This is a genomic window from Pseudacidovorax sp. RU35E (assembly GCF_900156165.1).
GTDB lineage: Bacteria > Pseudomonadota > Gammaproteobacteria > Burkholderiales > Burkholderiaceae_C > Xenophilus.
This window is the reverse complement of the sequence record NZ_FTMY01000003.1, coordinates 409943-427191: the sequence shown is the minus strand read 5'-3', so window position 1 is coordinate 427191 and position 17249 is coordinate 409943. Positions and strand designations below refer to the sequence as shown.

Here is a 17249-nt window from a genome sequence, read left to right as displayed (position 1 = left end):
CTGATGCGCGAGGGTCTGAGGAGACAAATCCAGAAAAATCAAAATTCATGAGATTCCAAGGGCCTCCGTTCCAACGCGAAGCCAAACACTTTTCAAAGCGCCGCTCAGTCGGCGCTTTTTTTTTGTGCAGGTTTTTCACCGGTGGCTTTCGACGGATCCGGTCTTCGCTCAGGAAGATCGCCTGTTCAATGCTCTCGAAATAATAGCGTTCAACGCTGCGACAATGCCGCAAGATATGGAATGGGCATGGATGGCACTGGCCTCGCTGACAGCGGGATTCATGGACGCGATCGTCGGCGGCGGCGGACTGGTGCTGGTGCCAGCGCTGTTTGCGGCCTTCCCCGACACGGCCGGCGCGACGCTGCTGGGCACCAACAAGAGCGCCTCGGTCTGGGGCACGGCCGCGTCGGCCGCCCAATATGTGCGCCGCGTGCACCTGCCCTGGCGATCGCTGGCGGTGGCGGCCGCCCTGGCCTTCGGCGGCTCGCTCGCCGGGGCCTGGGTGGTGACCTGGGTGCCGACGGATGCCCTGCGAAAGGCCCTGCCAGTCATTCTCGGGGCGCTGCTGCTCTACACGCTGGCCCGCAAGGACCTGGGCCTCACGCACCGTCCCCGCTTCACCGGCAAGGCCGAACTGGCCGCCACCGGCGCCGTGGGCCTGCTGCTGGGCTTCTACGACGGCTTCTTCGGCCCGGGCACCGGCAGCTTCCTGATCTTCCTGTTCGTGCGCTGGCTGGGGCATGACTTCCTGCATGCGTCTGCCAGCGCCAAGGTCATCAACATCATGACCAACCTGGGCGCACTGCTGCTCTTCGGCCTGAAAGGCCACGTGATCTGGACGCTCGGCCTGGCGATGGCAGTGGCCAACATCGGGGGCAGCCTGATCGGCACCCGTCTGGCCCTGCGTCATGGGGCCGGCTTCGTGCGCGGCGCCTTCATCGTGGTGGTCAGCGCATTGATCTGCAAGACGGCCTACGACGCCTTCCTGCGCTGAGCGCCGGTTGCAGCGCGCTGCCGTTCAGGGCGCCGCGGCGGCGGACGCAGCCGACGATGGCAGTGCCACCTCCGTGGCCGGCAGCGGCTGGCCGATGGGAGCGGCCGCCTTGCCGGCCCGCACCGCCGCCAGATCCTGCTCGTTGGGGTACTGGCCGAGCAGCCAGTAGTCGAACACCCGGCGCACGATGGGCGCGGCGGCAGCGGCGCCGAAGCCGGCGTTCTCCACGATCACGGCCAGCGCGATGCGTGGGTTCTCGGCCGGGGCGAAGGCGGCGAACAGCGAGTGGTCCCGCTGGTGCTCCTCCAGCGCCTTGGCGTTGTACTTGACGTTCTGGCCCAGGCTCACCGCCTGGGCTGTCCCGGTCTTGCCGGCCGAGGTGTAGGGCGCCCCGGCAAAGATGCGTGTGCCCGTGCCGGCCTTGTTCACCGCCACCAGGCCGGCCCGCACGATGTCGACGTTCCTGGCCTTGTAGCCGAGGTTCTCGCCCGGTGGCTGGGGCAGCTCCTGCACCTGGCCGGTCACCGTGTTCTTGATGGCCTTGACCACATGCGGCCGGAACTTGGTGCCGCCATTGGCCAGCGTCGCCTCGGCCAGCGCCAGTTGCAGCATGGTGAAGTTGTTGTAGCCCTGGCCGATGCCCAGCGACACCGTCTCGCCGGAATACCAACGCCGCGCCTCCGGCCGCTTGTTGACGCTGCGCTTCCACTCGGTGCTGGGCAGCACGCCGCGCACCTCGCCGGGCAGGTCGACGCCGGTGATCTGGCCGAAGCCCAGCGGCTTCATGAAGTCGTGGATGGTGTCCACGCCCATGTCCACGGCCAACGAGTAGAAGTAGGTGTTGCTGGAGAACTGGATGGCCCGCACCATGTCCACGCCCCCCAGCCCGCCCTCGTGGCTGCGGAAGGTATGGCCGCCGTAGGTATAGAAGCCCGGGTCGTTCACCACCAGGGTCGGCGAGCGTTTGCCGAGCTCCAGCGCCCCCAGCGCCATGAATGGCTTGTAGGTCGAGCCCGGCGGGTAGGTGCCGCGCAGTGCGCGGTTGAGCAGCGGCTTGTCGATCGACTCGTTGAGCGCGGCCCAGCTCTCGCTGTCGATGCCCTCGACGAAGAGGTTGGGATTGAAGGTCGGCTTGCTGACGAAGGCCAGGATCTCGCCGTTGCGCGGGTCGAGCGCCACCAGCGCGCCCCGGCGGTCGCCGAACATGTCCTCCACCAGCTTCTGCAGCTTGATGTCGAGCGACAACATCACGGTGTTGCCGGGGGTGGCCGGATGGCTGGCCAGCCGGCGCACCGCGCGACCGCCGGCCGAGGTCTCCATCTGCTCGACGCCCGTCTGCCCGTGCAGCACCTTCTCGTAGCTCTGCTCGATGCCCAGCTTGCCGATGTAGTCGGTGCCCTTGTAGTTGGCCTGGTCCTCCTCGGGCCAGTCCTCCATGGCGGCCTTCTCGCGCTGGTTGATGCGGCCGATGTAGCCCAGCACATGGCTGGCCAGGTCGCCCATGGGGTAGTTGCGGAACAGGCGCGCCTTGATCTCCACGCCCGGGAACCGGTAGCGCTGGGCGGCGAAGCGGGCGACCTCCTCGTCGGTGAGGCGGGTGCGGATGGGAATGGAATCGAAGCTGCGGGAGTCCTCGCGCAGGCGCTTGAAGCGACGACGGTCGCGCGGCTGGATCTCGACGATCTGCGCCAGTGCGTCGATGGTCTGCTCCAGGTCGCCCGCCTTCGAGGGCGTGATCTCCAGCGTATAGGCCGAATAGTTGGAGGCCAGGATCACGCCGTTGCGGTCGAGGATCAGCCCACGGTTGGGCACCACCGGCACCACGGCCGTGCGGTTGCTTTCGGCGCGCTCCGCCAGCTCCTCGTGGCGCGTGACCTGCAGGTGGAACAGGCGCAGGCCCAGCAATACGAAAGCCGTCAGCACCACCAGCCCGATCACCAGCACCCGGCGCTTGAAGCGCGCGAGGTCGGCGGCGACGTTGCGGATCTCTGTCATGGCTGTGGCGGGACGGGCGGGCGCACGAAGCTTAGGGCGGCGGCGAGTGCATGCATAGCAAGACCTGCGCTCACAGAGGGCGGTTCTCGTCCTGCTCTGGCGGCCGGCGCTGCGGGATCAGCAGCAGCCAGGTGATCACCGGCCACAGCAGCGACTCGATGGCCGCACCCAGCAGCGTGATCCAGCCCGGGAAGATGCCGCCGCCGACCAGCCGGATGCCCAGTTCGATCAGCCGCGACAGTGCGAACAGCGGCACCAGTTGCAGCGCCTGGGCCGAGAGCCGATACCACAGCAGCCGCCGGTGGATGGTGATGGCAAAGAAGCTCAGCGTGGCATAGGACAGCGCGTGCTGGCCCAGCAGCGAGGACTCGTGCACGTCCATGGCGAGGCCGAAGACGAAGGCGGCGCCGAGCCCGATGCGCGCAGGCTGATGCACGCCCCAGAAGACCAGCACCACCGCCAGCAGATCGGGCATCCAGGGCAGACGCCCCAGCGGCATCATGTTGAGCAGCAGCGCGAGCAACAGGCTGCCCCAGATGAAGACCGGCTTCACGGGCAGCAGCAACTGTTCCTGGCCAGGGCGCATGATCATCGGGCCGCCCCTGTCTGTTCGGTGGACGCAGGGCGCCGGTTGATGGGCTGCGCAGCCGCGCCCGGCGCAGTTGACGGCGCGGGTGCCGCGCCGCGCGTCGTGGACGCCGCCGGCGCGGACGTCTTGGGGCTGGCGGCGCCAGGACGCACGGCCGGCGCCGGCAGGACCGCCGCCGCCGGATCGGCCTTGCGGTTCGAACGCTCGGCCTTGCGGCCATCGGTGGCCGCGCCCGCAGACGCCGGTGCGGGCCGCGAAGTCGGCGGCGCCTCGCCCACAGGGGTGAGCACCATCACATAGCGGGCGGCGCCCACGCGGGCCAGGGGCACGCAATGGATCCGGGCGAAGGCCGAATCGGCGCGCCGGTCGATGCGATCCACCCGCGCCACCGGCAACCCGGCGGGATAGACGCCATCGACGCCGCTGGTGGACAGCAGGTCGCCCTCGCGCACGTCGGCGTTGGCGGCAGTGAAGCGCAGCTCCATGCCGGCGCTGTGCGGGCCGGCGTCGCCGAAGGCCACGCTGCGCGCGCCGGTGCGGGTGTTCTGCACGGGGATGGACAGGTCGCGGTCGATCACCAGCGTCACCTCGCTCGAAAAGGCCATCACCCGTGTCACCTGCCCCAGCACGCCCTGCTCGTCGATCACCGGCGAGCCGGCGGCGATGCCGTGCACCTGCCCCTGGTCGATCACCACCTTGCGCGTGTACGGATCGGCTGCGTCATACAGCACCTCGGCGGCGCGGCCCGGCGTCGGCGCGTTCTGCCGCAACTCCAGCAGGTTGCGCAGCCGCGCGTTCTCCCGCGCGAGGGCATCGGCCTGGCTGGCGCGCTCGGACTGCAGCACCAGTCGGCGCCGCGCCTCGGCCTCGTTGCGCTGGGCGGTGGCCAGGTCCTCGAACTGCCGGTTGGTGGCCGACACCCACTGCACCGGCTTGAGCACCGCCCATTGCAGCGGAAACAGCAGCGTGCCCAGCGCTGTGCGCACCGGTGCCACCACGTCGAAGCGCGCGTCGGCCACCATCAGGAAGACGGCCAGCGCGCTGCAGAAGACGAAGCGCGACAACGCCGACGGCCCCTGGTTGAACAGGGGCGGGGCGGAGCGGTCGAGCGTGCCGAGCGGCATGGGGTCGGACCTGGCGGGAAGAGGCGGCGTCTATATGGCAAAAAGGCCGGCCCGTGGAACGGGGCCGGCCTGCGGACAGCGGCGGCGGCTTACTCGCTGGTGAAGATGCTGCCCAGGCGGTCCATCCGCTCCAGGGCGATGCCGCAGCCGCGCACCACGCAGGTCAGCGGGTCTTCGGCCACCAGCACGGGCAGGCCGGTCTCTTCGGCCAGCAGCCGGTCCAGGTCGCGCAGCAGCGCGCCGCCGCCGGTCAGCATCATGCCGCGCTCGGCAATGTCGGCGCCCAGTTCGGGCGGCGTCTGCTCCAGCGCGTTCTTGACGGCCGAGACGATGTTGTTGAGCGGATCGGTCAGCGCTTCCAGCACCTCGTTGGAGCTGATGGTGAAGCTGCGCGGCACGCCTTCGGAGAGGTTGCGGCCCTTGACCTCCATCTCCTTGACCTCGGAGCCGGGGAAGGCGGAGCCGATGGTCTTCTTGATGACCTCGGCCGTCGGCTCGCCGATCAGCATGCCGTAGTTGCGGCGGATGTAGTTGATGATGGCCTCGTCGAAGCGGTCGCCGCCCACGCGGACGGAGCCTTTGTAGACCATGCCGCCCAGCGAGATCACGCCCACTTCGGTGGTGCCGCCGCCGATGTCGACCACCATGGAGCCCGAGGCCTCGGACACCGGCAGGCCGGCGCCGATGGCCGCCGCCATGGGTTCCTCGATCAGGTAGACCGAGGTGGCGCCAGCGGCCTCGGCCGCGTCCTTGATGGCGCGGCGCTCGACCTGGGTGGAGCCGCAGGGCACGCAGATGATGATGCGCGGGCTGGGCGTGAGCAGCGTGCGCGGGTGCACCATCTTGATGAACTGCTTGATCATCTGCTCGGTGATCACGAAGTCGGCGATCACGCCGTCCTTCATCGGGCGGATGGCCTCGATGTTGCCGGGCACCTTGCCCAGCATGGCCTTGGCTTCGGCGCCCACGGCCTGGATGACCTTCTTGCCGTGCGGACCGCCCTCATGGCGGATGGCGACCACCGACGGCTCGTCCAGCACGATGCCCTTGTTGCGGGCGAAGATCAGGGTGTTGGCGGTGCCGAGGTCGATCGCGAGGTCGGTCGAGAAGTACCGACGGAATGCTCCAAACATGGGCGATGTCCTTGCGAGGGGGCACGGCGGGCGCTTCGGACCGGCGTCGCCCCTGAGGTGAAGAGAGAAAGGGAGAAGTTGGGTGGCTTTGCCGCTCGCCGTGGCGGCCGTGCCGGCACGTTGGCGGCAGTTGCGGCAAAGGCGGGATAATACCCGATTCCCCCTGGCGCTTTCCCTACTTGCAGGCCCTTCTGCACGCAAACGGGGCGCCTGCTCTCTGGGTTTTTCCGATGTCTCTCTCCACCACCGACACCGCGCGCATCGCGTCGCTGGCGCGGCTGGCGCTGGCGCCCGACGAAAGCGAGCGCCTGCGCGGCCAGATCAACGGTTTCTTCGACCTCGTCGAGCGCATGCGCGCCGTGGACACCACCGGCGTCGAGCCGCTGTCCCACCCCGTCTCCGCTATCGAGGACATCGTCCTTCGCCTGCGCGAGGACGCGGCCACCGAGCCCAACCAGCGCGAGGCCAACCAGAAGAGCGCCCCCGCCGTCGAGAACGGCCTGTTCCTCGTGCCGAAGGTGATCGAATGAGCGCGCCCGACCTGCACCGCCGCGGCGTGGCCGACCTGGCCCGCGCCCTGGCCGCCCGCGAAGTCTCGGCCGTGGAGACCGCGCAGCACTTCCTGGGCCGCATGGCCGCCCGCCAGGACCTCGGCGCCTTCGTCGCCGTCGACGCGGACACCACCCTGGCCCAGGCCCGCGCCGCCGACGCCGCCATCGCGGCCGGCAGCGCCGGCCCGCTGGCCGGCGTGCCCATCGCCCACAAGGACATCTTCGTGACCACCGGCTGGCCCAGCACCGCCGGCTCGCGCATGCTGGCCGGCTACCAGTCGCCCTTCGACGCCACCGTGGTGCGCAAGCTGGGCGAGGCCGGCATGGTCACGCTGGGCAAGCTCAGCTGCGACGAATTCGCCATGGGCTCGTCCAACCAGAACGTGGCCGTGCCCGCCGTCGGCGCCGACCAGCCCGTGCCCGTGCGCAACCCCTGGGACACGGCGCGCGTGCCCGGCGGCTCCTCCGGCGGCAGCGCCGTGGCCGTGGCCGCGGGCCTCGCGCCCGCCGCCACCGGCACCGACACCGGCGGCTCGATCCGCCAGCCGGCCAGCTTCTGCGGCATCACCGGCATCAAGCCCACCTACGGCCGCGCCAGCCGCTACGGCATGATCGCCTTCGCCTCCAGCCTGGACCAGGCCGGTCCCATGGCCCGCTCGGCCGAGGACTGCGCCCTGCTGCTGTCGGCCATGTGCGGGCCCGACCCCGACCGCGACTCCACCTCGCTGGACCGCCCCGCCGAGGACTTCTCGCAGGGCCTGGCCGGCTCGCTCGACGGCCTGCGCATCGGCGTGCCGAAGGAGTTCCTGGGCGACGGCGTGGCCCCCGGCGTGCGCGCCGCCATCGACGCCGCGCTGGCCGAGTACGAAAAGCTCGGTGCCAAGCGCGTCGAAGTGAGCCTGCCGCGCACCGAGCTGGCCATTCCCGTGTACTACATCATTGCCGCGGCCGAGGCCAGCTCCAACCTGAGCCGCTTCGACGGCGTGAAGTTCGGCCACCGCGCCAGCCAGTACAAGGACCTGGCCGAGATGTACATGAAGACCCGCGCCGAAGGCTTCGGCGACGAGGTCAAGCGCCGCATCATGATCGGCACCTACGTGCTCTCGCACGGCTACTACGACGCCTACTACCTGCAGGCGCAGAAGGTGCGCCGCATGATCGCGGACGACTTCCAGGCCGCCTTGCGCGACTGCGACGTCATCGCCGGCCCCGCCGCGCCCACCGTGGCCTGGGCCATCGGCGCGCACAGCGACGACCCCGTGGCCGACTACCTGGCCGACGTCTTCACGCTGCCCGGCTCGCTGGCCGGCCTGCCGGGCCTCTCGCTGCCCTGTGGCTTCGACGGCGGCATGCCCGTGGGCCTGCAGCTGATCGGCAACTACTTCGCCGAAGGCCGGCTGCTGAACGCCGCCCACCGCTTCCAGCAGGCCACCGACTGGCACCAACGCACGCCCACCGGCTTCTGAGATGAGCACCGAGACCAACACCTTCGCCGCCGCCCAGGAGGGCCGCCCCACCGGCCCGCTGGTGCAGGGCTATGAAGTCGTCATCGGCTTCGAGACGCATGCCCAGCTCTCCACCCAGAGCAAGATCTTCAGCCGCGCACCCACGGCCTTCGGCGCCGAGCCCAACACGCAGGCCTGCGCCGTGGACCTGGCCCTGCCCGGCACGCTGCCGGTGATGAACCGCGGCGCCGTCGAGCGCGCCATCCGCCTGGGCCTGGCCCTGGGCAGCACCATCGCGCCGCGCAGCATCTTCGCGCGCAAGAACTACTTCTACCCCGACCTGCCCAAGGGCTACCAGATCAGCCAGTACGAGATTCCCGTCGTGCAGGGGGGCTCGGTCAGCTTCTATCTGGACGGCGAACTCAAGACGGTGCGCCTGGTGCGCGCCCACCTCGAGGAAGACGCCGGCAAGTCGCTGCACGAGGACTTCATCGGCCAGTCGGGCATCGACCTGAACCGCGCCGGCACGCCGCTGCTGGAGATCGTGACCGAGCCGGACATCCGCTCCAGCGCCGAGGCCGTGGCCTATGCGCGCGAGCTGCACAAGATCGTCACCTGGATCGGCATCTGCGACGGCAACATGCAGGAAGGCTCCTTCCGCTGCGACGCCAACGTGTCGGTGCGCCGGCCGGGCCAGCCGCTGGGCACGCGCCGCGAGATCAAGAACCTCAACAGCTTCCGCTTCATGCAGCAGGCGATCGACTTCGAGATCCGCTGGCAGATCGAGCAGATCGAGGACGGTCACGCCATCCAGCAGGCCACCGTGCTGTTCGACCCCGACACGGGCGAGACGCGTGCCATGCGCACCAAGGAAGACGCGGCCGACTACCGCTACTTCCCCGACCCGGACCTGCCGCCGCTGGTGATCGGGCGCGACTGGGTCGATGCCGTGAAGGCGCAGATGCCCGAGCTGCCGCGCGCGATGGCCGAGCGCTATGTGCGCGACTTCGGCCTGACCGACTACGACGCGACCCAGCTCACGCAGAGCCCGGCGCACGCGGCCTACTTCGACGCCGCCGTGGCCGCGGGCGCCACGCCCAAGCTGGCCAGCAACTGGCTGTCGGGCGAGATCGCCAAGCGCCTGAACACGCAGGAGACGGCCATCGACGCCGCGCCGGTCAAGCCCGCCCAGCTGGCGCAGCTGATCGGCCGCATCGGCGACGGCACCATCTCCAACAACGCCGCCCGCCAGGTCTTCGACGCACTCTGGAGCGGCGAAGGCGAATCGGTCGACGCCGTCATCGAGGCCAAGGGCCTCAAGCAGATGAACGACACCGGCGCGCTGGAGAAGATCGTCGACGACGTGCTCGCGAAGAACGAGAAGAACATCGCCGAATACCGCGCCGGCAAGGAGAAGGCCTTCAACGCCCTGGTCGGCCAGGTGATGAAGGAGAGCAAGGGCAAGGCCAACCCGGCCCAGGTCAACGCGCTGTTGAAGGCGCGGCTGGGCGGCTGAGGCCCCAGAGCCGGTCCAGGCGCTGGCGCTCCTCGTCGAAGCGGGCGTCGATGCGCCGCTTCTCTTCTTCCTGCTCGCGCAGCAGGCGCTCCTGCAGCGACGTGGCATTGCCGTTGTCGCTGATCTGCGCCTTCAGCGCGGCCGGGGCCGCAGCCGGGTTCTTGCGGTAGAACTCCATGTCCTCGTCCAGCTTGCGGCGGGCCTGGGCCAGTTCGGCCAGGCGCTTGCGGGCGGTGCCGATCTCGGACTCGGCCTGGGCCAGGGCCTCGGCCCGGCGCCGGTCGTGCGTGGCCGCATCGGGATAACGCGCCAGCAGGGCGAGGTCGCGCCGGCGTTCGTCGCGCCGCTGGGCCTCGGCCCGCGCTTCGGCCTGGCGCTGCTGCTCGCGCTCGGCCTGCTGCTGCGGCGACAGCGCCGGCTCGATCCGGCGGCGCAGCGCACCATTGGGCGAAAGCTCCAGCTGCACCCGGTCGGCGCACTCGGCGATGTAGCGGTCGGAGGTCAGGTGCCGACCCCGCGCATCGGTGCAGGTGTAGATGCTGCCCTGGGTCGTGCCGCTGCCCGGCTGCTGCGCCTGGGCGCCGACCGGCGCGCACAGTGCCGCGGCGACGAGGGCCGGCATCGCGCACAGCGATGCCCGGGCACGGAAATTCGGAGCCTGGAGGGTGGCGGCGCAGCGGGCCTCAGGCACCGTAACGCTCGCGGTAGGCCTGCACGCTGGCACGGTGGGCGCGCAGATCGGCGCCGGCGCGCTGGTCGAGGTAGGCCAGCAGATCCTCGAGCGTGGCGATCGCCACCACGGCCATGCCGAGCTGGTTGCGCACGTACTGCACGGCACTGTGGGGCACGTCCTGGCCGTTCTCGGTGGCCATCTCCTGACGGTCCAGCGCGATGGCCACGGCATGCGGCGTCGCACCGGCAGCGCGGATGGTGGCGATGGACTCGCGCACCGCGGTGCCGGCGGACATGACGTCGTCCACGATCAGCACGCGGCCGGCCAGCGGCGCGCCGACCAGCGAGCCGCCCTCGCCGTGGTCCTTGGCTTCCTTGCGGTTGTAGGCGAAGGGCACGTTGCGCCCCCGCCGTGCCAGCTCGGCCGCGACCGTGGCCCCCAGCGGGATGCCCTTGTAGGCGGGACCGAAGATCATGTCGAACTCCAGGCCGGAGTCGATCAGGCGCGCTGCATAGAATTCCGCGAGCCGCGCGATGCGGGTGCCGTCGTTGAACAGGCCCGCGTTGAAGAAGTAGGGGCTGAGGCGCCCGGCCTTGGTCTTGAACTCGCCGAAGCGCAGCACGCCAGCCTCGATCGCAAACGCCACGAAGTCCTGCGCCAGGCGCCCGTCCTGTTGCTGCTGGTGCTGCTGCTTGCCGTCCACTGCCATCCGGATTCCTCGAAACGTGTTCAAACTCACCAGCCTCAACCTCAACGGCCTGCGTTCCGCCTCGACAAAAGGGGTCGCTGACTGGGTGGCCGAAGCGGCGCCGGATTGTATTTGCATGCAGGAGATCCGCGTCCAGGCGAGCGATGTGCAGGGCCGCTTCGAGCAGATGGCCGGCCTGCAGGGCCACTTCCACTTCGCCGAGAAGAAGGGCTATGCCGGCACCGCCATCTACACGCGGCACGCGCCCACCGACATCGTGATCGGCTGGGGCAATACCGAGTTCGACGCCGAAGGCCGCTACCTGGAGCTGCGCTTCGACACGCCCGGGCGCAAGCTGTCGATCATCAGCTGCTACTTCCCGAGCGGCAGCTCCGGCGAGGAGCGGCAGGCGGCCAAGTTCCGCTTCCTCGAAGGCTTCATGCCCTACCTGGTCGAACTCAAGCGCACGCGTGAGTTCATCCTCTGCGGCGACATCAACATCGCCCACCGGGAAGCCGACCTGAAGAACTGGAAGGGCAACCTCAAGAACAGCGGCTTCCTGCCCGAGGAGCGCGCCTGGATGACCCGCCTGCTCGATGCCGGGGCCGAAGGCGCGGGCCTGGTGGACGTGTACCGCCACCTGCAGCCCGACACCACCGACGCCTGCTACACCTGGTGGAGCAACCGCGGCCAGGCCTATGCCAAGAACGTGGGCTGGCGGCTGGACTACCACCTGGCCACGCCGGCCATGGCCCAGCTCGCGCGCAGCGAGCACATCTTCAAGACCATCAAGTTCAGCGACCACGCGCCGATCACCATCGACTACGACTTCACGCTGTAGTACCGGCAAGCTGCAACGCATCCGCCCGCGCCCGCGCCCCCTTGGAGAACCTCCCATGCGACTGGAACTGACGAGCCGCCATGCCATGCAGGAGGCCCTGTTCAGCGGCCTCGACAACGAGCCGCTGACCTTCCTGACCTCCTCCACCGGGCTGATCCAGCTGATCGACCGCGCCAGCCACGAGGACAGCACCCTCGACGACGTGGTGCAGCTGGTGAGCCGGGAGCCGCTGGTCTCGGCCAAGATGGTGGCGCTGGCCAACAGCGCCGCCTATGGCCGGCCGGGCCGCACCGTCACCAGCGCGCATGAGGCGCTCAACCTGCTGGGGATGAAGATGCTGCGGGCAGTGGCCTCGTCGCTGGTCACCGCACAGCTGGCCGACCGGGCGGCGGGCGTCAACGTGCCGATGGTGGACCGGCTGTGGGCGCACAGCACCGAGGTGGCGGCGCTGGCGGCGGTGCTGGCGCGGCGCTTCACCCCCGTGAGCCCCGACACCGCGCTCTTCGCCGGCATGCTGCATGACATCGCCGGCTTCTATGTGCTGGCCAAGGCGCGCACACAGGTGCAGGCCATCGGCATCGACCTGGCCGCGCATCCGTGGACGGGCGCCGAGGCGGCGCCGCAACGCAACGACGCCGTGCTCGCCGTCGGCACCCGCCGCCTGCTGGCCGCGCTTCGCGTACCGATTGAGCTGTCGCAGGCCATGGAGACCCTCTGGCGCGGCTACGTGGTGGCGCCGCCCGAGACGCTGGGCGACGTGCTGCAACTGGCCAACCTGATGGCGCAGACGCAGTCGCCCTTCGAGGAGTTCTCCCGCGACCCGGCGGTCTGCGGCATCGACCTGGACGAGATCCTGGAGCGCGGCGAGGCCGCCCAGGTGGTGCGCGAGGCGCACGCCCAGGTGCAGGCGATGCAGCAGGCGCTGAGCCGTCCGCGCTGAGGCGACCTTCAGGCCAGGCTGAACACCACGTCCTGCGCGCCTTCCCACAGCACGCGCCGGCCCAGCTCGGGCAGGTGCTCGCGGCCTTCGACGATGGTGAGGAAGTGGTTGCCGGCCAGCGTGCCCATGCGGCTGGCGAAGCTGCAGGCGCCATAGGCCAGGATGATCTCCGTCTCGCTGTAGCCGCCCGGGTAGAACAGCACGTCGCCGCGCGACGGGTGGCTGGTGTGGTTCTCGAAGCCCACCGGCGTGCCCTCGTTGGTCAGGCGGAACTCGCCCAACGGCACCCAGCAGCCTTCGCCGCTCCAGCGCACATGGATGAGCTTCTGCCGATAGGGCAGCAGCTGCAGGAAGGCGGCCACGGTCTGCGGCGCGTCGGGATGGGTCTCGGCGACGAAGTCGAAGCCGGCGGCCTGCATGCGGATACGGGTCATGAAAGAAGGATTCTGGAAAAAGGAGAAGGGTCAGCAGCAGCCGCCCAGGAAGCGGCCGTCGCGGCAGAAGGGCGCCATGTCCTCGGCGAAGGCCTTGACGGTGCGACGCCAGCCGGCCTGGGCAGTATCCGTTGCCAGGGCCGCCCGCATGCGCGTCCGCAGCTCGACCTGCAGGGCGACCTCGTCCACGCCCTGCACGCGGCCGGCCTCGACCACGGCGCGGCCACCGGCGATGACGGTGTGCACGTGCCGGCCGCTGCCGCGGGCGAGCAGCAGGTCCAGCGGATCGACGTCGTCGAACAGGGCGTCGTCGTCCAGCGCGTCCCAGTCGAGCAGCACGATATCCGCCCGCTCGCCCGGTGCGATGCGCCCGCGCGAGGCGAAGCGCCAGAGCTGGGCCGGCGTCATGGTGGTGTCGTAGCCCCAGCCGCGGTGCAGCGCATAGGCCAGGCGTGCCTCGCGCAGGGCGTCGTCGTCCTCATCGAAGGCCATGCCGTCCAGGCCCATGGCGACGCGGCAGCCGCTCGCCAGCATCTGCGCCATCGGGGCGATGCCCGATTGGAGGCCCAGGTTGGAACTGGTGTTGACCGCGATGGTCGCGCCACGTTCGGCGATCAGGGCCAGCTCCTCCGGCCGCGCCCAGGTGCAGTGCGCCAGCGTGAGCCGCGGGCCGAGCAGGCCGATGTCGTCCAGGAAGCGCACGATGCCGCCCGGATGCGCGGCATCGGCCCAGGCACGCTGGTACTGCGTCTCCAGCAGGTGCATGTGCACGCGGCGGCCGGTGTCGGCCGAGGCCTGCGCGATGGCTTCGAGCAGCGGCGTGCTGCACCACTGCACGCCGGTGGGGCCGTACTGCAGATCCGCATGGGCGCCGAGCCCTTCGTCGGCGAAGCGCTGCGCGACTTCTTCCACCAGCGCAAGCTGCTGCGCGGGCGGCACCGACGGCGCCGACAGCCGGCGGGCGATGTCGTCGCGGATGGCCGGGCGCAGCGCGGCCAGCACCGCCCCGTCATCCGCGTAGCCCAGCCCGTGGCGGTCGCGCATGGCGACGGCAAAGCCGATGCGCACGCCCACGTCGCGCGCGGCCCGGCCCACGGCCGCTGCCTCGTCGACATAGGGCAGGCCGCCCTGCACACGGGTGTAGTGCACCATCAGGTCCACCACGCCGTTGCGCAGCGAGCGGGCGAAGGAGGTCGCGGCGCACAGGTATGGGTCCATGCCCGGCACCACGCCCAGGAAGGGCAGCCAGCCTTCGAGCGGCTGGCCGAAGGCGCCCAGCGTGGCACTGCGCACGGTGCGCGCATGGTCGTGCGCATTGGCCAGCGCCGGCAGGGCCAGCCGGCGGCGGCCGGGCACCGGGGCAGGCAGGGCCTCGATGGCGGACACGACACCGCCATCGAGCCGGATGCGCCTGTCCCGCTGCGCGGAGGCCGCACCGGGCTCGGCCAGCAGCCAGGCGCAGTCGAGGACGGTGGCGGTGTCGCTCATCGCTTGGCCACCGTGCGCTCGGCCAGCGGCGGCAGGAAGCGGCGGTCGAAGACCTCGGCGGCCGTGGGCACGCGCGGCAGGTCGAAGGCCTCCTTGAGCTGCAGGAAGCCGCGGGCGAAGCGGGCATCGCTCACGTCGCCCAGGCCCTGCGTGGTCACCTCGGGCATGAGCATGACGGTCTTGAGCGTGTAGAGCAGCCGGCGCTTCTCCAGCTCCTTGTTGAGCAGCGGCTCGCGCTTGACCAGCGCGGCGATGGCGGCGTCGGGGTCGGCGATGGTGTCGCGCACCGCGTGGTTGATCGCCCGCACCAGACCGGCCACGGCCTCGGGCCGCTCGCGCAGCAGCTGCTGAGACACCATCACGCCGTTGCCGTAGAGCTCGACGCCGTAGTCGCCGTAGTGGAACCAGCGGATGTCCTTGTCCGGGTCGATGCCCTGCGCCACCAGGTTCATGTAGCTGGTGACCGAGAACACGGCCGCGGCATCCACATGGCCCTTGAGCAGCAGCTGCTCCTGCAGGTTGGGCGCGACGTTGGTCCAGGTGACCTTGGCGGCGTCGATGCCGGTGCGCGCCGCGATCACCGGGAACATGCGGGCCGCGGCCCCGCCCGCGGGCGTGCCGACGGTACGTCCCTGCAGGTCCTTGGGCGTGCGGATCGGTCCGTCGGCCTTGGCGATCAGCGCGAAGGGCGCGCGGTTGTAGAGCATGTAGACCATCACCGGCGCCTGGCCGGGCTTGGCGGCGGCGTTCTGCACGATGGCGTTCACGTCGCCGAAGCCGGCCTGGTAGGCGCCGGCCATGATCTTGGTGACGGTGGCGGCCGAACCATCGCCCTGGTCGATGGTGACGGCCAGCTTCTCGCGGGCGAAGTAGCCCCGGTCCTGCGCGAGGTAGTACCAGGCGTGCACGCCCTGCAGCTTCCAGTCGAGGACGAACTTGATCGGGGTCTCGGCCTGCGCGGCGGCCGGCGCGGGCACCAGCGTGGCGCCCAGGGCCATCAGCAGGGACAGGGCCGACAGCGCCAGGCCAGCGGCGCGACGGGGGAGGAAGCGGGACATGGAAGCTCCTTGGAAGTCGAAAGAAGAAGGGCTTTGGCGAGCGGGTGCCCCGGCTTCGACAGGCTCAGCCTGAACGATGTGGGGTTCACCGACCCGCATCTCAGGCGCCCGTGGCCGCCAGGTCGGTCTTGCGCTGCGACCAGCCGGTCACGCGCCGCTCCACCAGCGCCGACAGCGCATAGAGCACCACGCCCATGGCCGCCAGCAGGAAGAGGCCGGCGAACACCATCGGCACGTCGAAGTTGCCGCTGGCGATCATCATCACGGTGCCGATGCCGCGGTTGGAGGCCACGGTCTCCGACAGCACCGTGCCCACGAAGGACAGCGTGATGGCGATCTTGAGCGAGGCGAACAGGTAGGGCATGGCGCGCGGCAGGCCCACGTTCCAGAGGATGTCGCGCTTGCGCGCGCCCAGCACGCGCAGCACGTCCTCCAATTCAGGCTCGGTGCTCGCCAGGCCCGTGGCCACGTTGACCACCACCGGGAAGATGCTGATGACCATCGAGGTCAGCACCGCCGGCACGGTGCCGGCGCCGAACCACACGACGAACAGCGGCACCACCGCCACCTTCGGAATGCTGGAGAAGCCCACCAGCAGCGGATAGGTGACGTCGTAGGCCAGCCGCGACGAGCCGATGCCCACGCCGATGACGATGCCCGCCGCCACGCCCAGCGCGAAGCCCAGCAGCGTGGTGTAGAGCGTCTGCACCGTGTGCGGCCACAGGAGCGGCATGCGCTCGATCAGCACGCGGGCGATCTGGCTGGGCCGCGGCAGCACCAGGTCCGAGATGCCGGTGGCCAGACAGATGAGCTCCCACGCCACGAAGAAGCCGACCAGCGCCAGGCCGGAGAGCAGGCGCTGGCGCGCCAGGGGCGACAGGCCGGTCTTCATGCCACCACCTCCTGCAGCGCGGGCACCGCCACGGGCGCGGGCGTCGCGTCGCCCTCGCAGCGCGCCTCGGCGATGCGCATGCGCAGCTGCTGCACCAGCGCGCCGAAGGCGGGGTCGTAGCTGGACTGCAGCGTGCGCGGCCGGGCGAAGTCCACGTCGCGCGTCTCCAGGATGCGGCCGGGCCGCGCGCTCATCACGCAGATGCGGTTGGCCAGGTAGGCCGACTCGCGCAGGTCGTGCGTCACCAGCAGCACGGTGGGCCGCTGGGTCATCCACAGCGTCTGCATGATGTCCCACAGCTCCTCGCGGGTGAACTGGTCGAGGGCGCCGAAAGGCTCGTCCAGCAGCAGCAGCTCGGGTTGGTGCACCAGCGCGCGGCACAGCGAGGCGCGCTGCAGCATGCCGCCCGACAGCTGCCAGGGCCGCTTGTCGCCGAAGCCGCGCAGGCCCACCTGGGCCAGCAGCGCGTCGGCGCGCTCGGCGTACTCGCCGCGTTTCTTGCGGGCGTAATCCTGGCGGAAGGGCTCGACGATCTTCAGCGGGATCATCACGTTCTCGCGGATCGTGAGCCAGGGCAGCATGGTCGGGTTCTGGAAGGCCAGGCCGATGCGCAGCGCCGGCCGCCCGGCCGCCACGGGCCGGGCACCCGCCGGCCCCACTTCGCGCCCGCCGGCGATGACGGCGCCCGAGGTGGGACGCAGCAGGCCGGCCAGCAGCTTGAGGATGGTGGACTTGCCGCAGCCGCTGGGGCCGACCAGCGCGACGAAGTCGCCACGGTCGATGCCCAGCGTGGTGTGGTCCAGGGCGATGGTGCCGCCGCCGTAGCGCAGCATCACGTCGGAGAGTTGGATGAAGCTCTGGCTCATGGAGGTTCCCGCGAAAGAGGTG

General features: G+C 70.2%; 17 protein-coding genes. 6 read left to right on the top strand and 11 right to left on the bottom strand.

From position 1 onward, the window contains the following. The first annotated feature begins 235 nt into the window (after nucleotides 1–235). Nucleotides 236–994 (top strand): TSUP family transporter, encoded by a 759-nt coding sequence (locus tag BXA03_RS07505; protein ID WP_076505630.1) that lies wholly within the window; start codon nucleotides 236–238, stop codon nucleotides 992–994. A 24-nt stretch (nucleotides 995–1018) separates the two neighbouring features. Here the strand turns inward: BXA03_RS07505 and mrdA are convergent, their stop codons facing one another. The 4 genes from mrdA to BXA03_RS07485 all read right to left on the bottom strand — a co-directional run bounded on the left by mrdA (nucleotide 1019) and on the right by BXA03_RS07485 (nucleotide 5835). Further along, on the bottom strand, nucleotides 1019–2989 hold the full coding sequence (gene mrdA, locus BXA03_RS07500; RefSeq protein ID WP_076505629.1) for a penicillin-binding protein 2: 1971 nt from the start codon (nucleotides 2987–2989) through the stop codon (nucleotides 1019–1021). 70 nt (nucleotides 2990–3059) lie between these two features. Further along, nucleotides 3060–3581: a rod shape-determining protein MreD gene (gene mreD / locus BXA03_RS07495; RefSeq protein ID WP_076505627.1), complete on the bottom strand. Its 522-nt coding sequence runs from the start codon at nucleotides 3579–3581 to the stop codon at nucleotides 3060–3062. Next, entirely contained in the window at nucleotides 3578–4702 is a 1125-nt protein-coding gene (mreC, locus tag BXA03_RS07490) for a rod shape-determining protein MreC (protein WP_083715934.1), read from the bottom strand. Before mreC ends, mreD begins: the two co-directional genes overlap by 4 nt. A gap of 89 nt (nucleotides 4703–4791) precedes the next feature. After that, nucleotides 4792–5835, bottom strand: coding sequence for a rod shape-determining protein (locus BXA03_RS07485; protein ID WP_058642686.1), 1044 nt, complete (start codon nucleotides 5833–5835; stop codon nucleotides 4792–4794). Between the two features lie 230 nt (nucleotides 5836–6065). Between BXA03_RS07485 and gatC the strand changes: the two genes are divergently transcribed. Genes gatC through gatB form a run of 3 tightly spaced genes read left to right on the top strand, consistent with a single transcriptional unit; the run spans nucleotide 6066 to nucleotide 9347 of the window. Further along, nucleotides 6066–6365 carry an Asp-tRNA(Asn)/Glu-tRNA(Gln) amidotransferase subunit GatC gene (gene gatC / locus BXA03_RS07480; protein WP_058642685.1) on the top strand — a complete coding sequence of 100 codons (300 nt, stop codon included), beginning with the start codon at nucleotides 6066–6068 and terminating at the stop codon, nucleotides 6363–6365. After that, on the top strand, nucleotides 6362–7852 hold the full coding sequence (gene gatA / locus BXA03_RS07475) for an Asp-tRNA(Asn)/Glu-tRNA(Gln) amidotransferase subunit GatA (protein ID WP_076505624.1): 1491 nt from the start codon (nucleotides 6362–6364) through the stop codon (nucleotides 7850–7852). The genes gatC and gatA overlap by 4 nt, the downstream gene beginning before the upstream one ends. A gap of 1 nt (nucleotide 7853) precedes the next feature. Next, nucleotides 7854–9347 carry an Asp-tRNA(Asn)/Glu-tRNA(Gln) amidotransferase subunit GatB gene (gene gatB, locus BXA03_RS07470; RefSeq protein WP_076505622.1) on the top strand — a complete coding sequence of 498 codons (1494 nt, stop codon included), beginning with the start codon at nucleotides 7854–7856 and terminating at the stop codon, nucleotides 9345–9347. Here the strand turns inward: gatB and BXA03_RS07465 are convergent. Further along, nucleotides 9313–9969: a hypothetical protein gene (locus BXA03_RS07465; protein WP_076505620.1), complete on the bottom strand. Its 657-nt coding sequence runs from the start codon at nucleotides 9967–9969 to the stop codon at nucleotides 9313–9315. The two genes, gatB and BXA03_RS07465, sit on opposite strands and share 35 nt — an antisense overlap. A gap of 61 nt (nucleotides 9970–10030) precedes the next feature. Beyond that, nucleotides 10031–10729 (bottom strand): orotate phosphoribosyltransferase, encoded by a 699-nt coding sequence (gene pyrE, locus BXA03_RS07460; RefSeq protein WP_076505618.1) that lies wholly within the window; start codon nucleotides 10727–10729, stop codon nucleotides 10031–10033. Between the two features lie 16 nt (nucleotides 10730–10745). Between pyrE and BXA03_RS07455 the strand changes: the two genes are divergently transcribed. Together BXA03_RS07455 and BXA03_RS07450 are read left to right on the top strand one after the other, a co-directional pair. Next, complete coding sequence (locus BXA03_RS07455) at nucleotides 10746–11549, top strand: exodeoxyribonuclease III (RefSeq protein ID WP_076505615.1); 804 nt, start codon at nucleotides 10746–10748, stop codon at nucleotides 11547–11549. 55 nt (nucleotides 11550–11604) lie between these two features. Continuing rightward, complete coding sequence (locus tag BXA03_RS07450) at nucleotides 11605–12489, top strand: HDOD domain-containing protein (RefSeq protein WP_076505613.1); 885 nt, start codon at nucleotides 11605–11607, stop codon at nucleotides 12487–12489. 8 nt (nucleotides 12490–12497) lie between these two features. Here the strand turns inward: BXA03_RS07450 and BXA03_RS07445 are convergent, their stop codons facing one another. The 5 genes from BXA03_RS07445 to BXA03_RS07425 form a co-directional block, all read right to left on the bottom strand. Continuing rightward, on the bottom strand, nucleotides 12498–12923 hold the full coding sequence (locus tag BXA03_RS07445) for a DUF3830 family protein (protein ID WP_076505611.1): 426 nt from the start codon (nucleotides 12921–12923) through the stop codon (nucleotides 12498–12500). A gap of 30 nt (nucleotides 12924–12953) precedes the next feature. Continuing rightward, a complete protein-coding gene (locus BXA03_RS07440) occupies nucleotides 12954–14411 on the bottom strand; it encodes an amidohydrolase family protein (protein ID WP_083715933.1) in 1458 nt (485 codons plus the stop codon). Continuing rightward, nucleotides 14408–15469 carry an ABC transporter substrate-binding protein gene (locus tag BXA03_RS07435; protein WP_076505608.1) on the bottom strand — a complete coding sequence of 354 codons (1062 nt, stop codon included), beginning with the start codon at nucleotides 15467–15469 and terminating at the stop codon, nucleotides 14408–14410. Before BXA03_RS07435 ends, BXA03_RS07440 begins: the two co-directional genes overlap by 4 nt. A 100-nt stretch (nucleotides 15470–15569) precedes the next feature. Then, on the bottom strand, nucleotides 15570–16361 hold the full coding sequence (locus tag BXA03_RS07430) for an ABC transporter permease (protein WP_076505605.1): 792 nt from the start codon (nucleotides 16359–16361) through the stop codon (nucleotides 15570–15572). After that, nucleotides 16358–17227, bottom strand: a complete 870-nt coding sequence (locus BXA03_RS07425) for an ABC transporter ATP-binding protein (RefSeq protein ID WP_076505602.1) — start codon at nucleotides 17225–17227, stop codon at nucleotides 16358–16360. Before BXA03_RS07425 ends, BXA03_RS07430 begins: the two co-directional genes overlap by 4 nt. Between the last annotated feature and the right edge of the window lie 22 nt (nucleotides 17228–17249).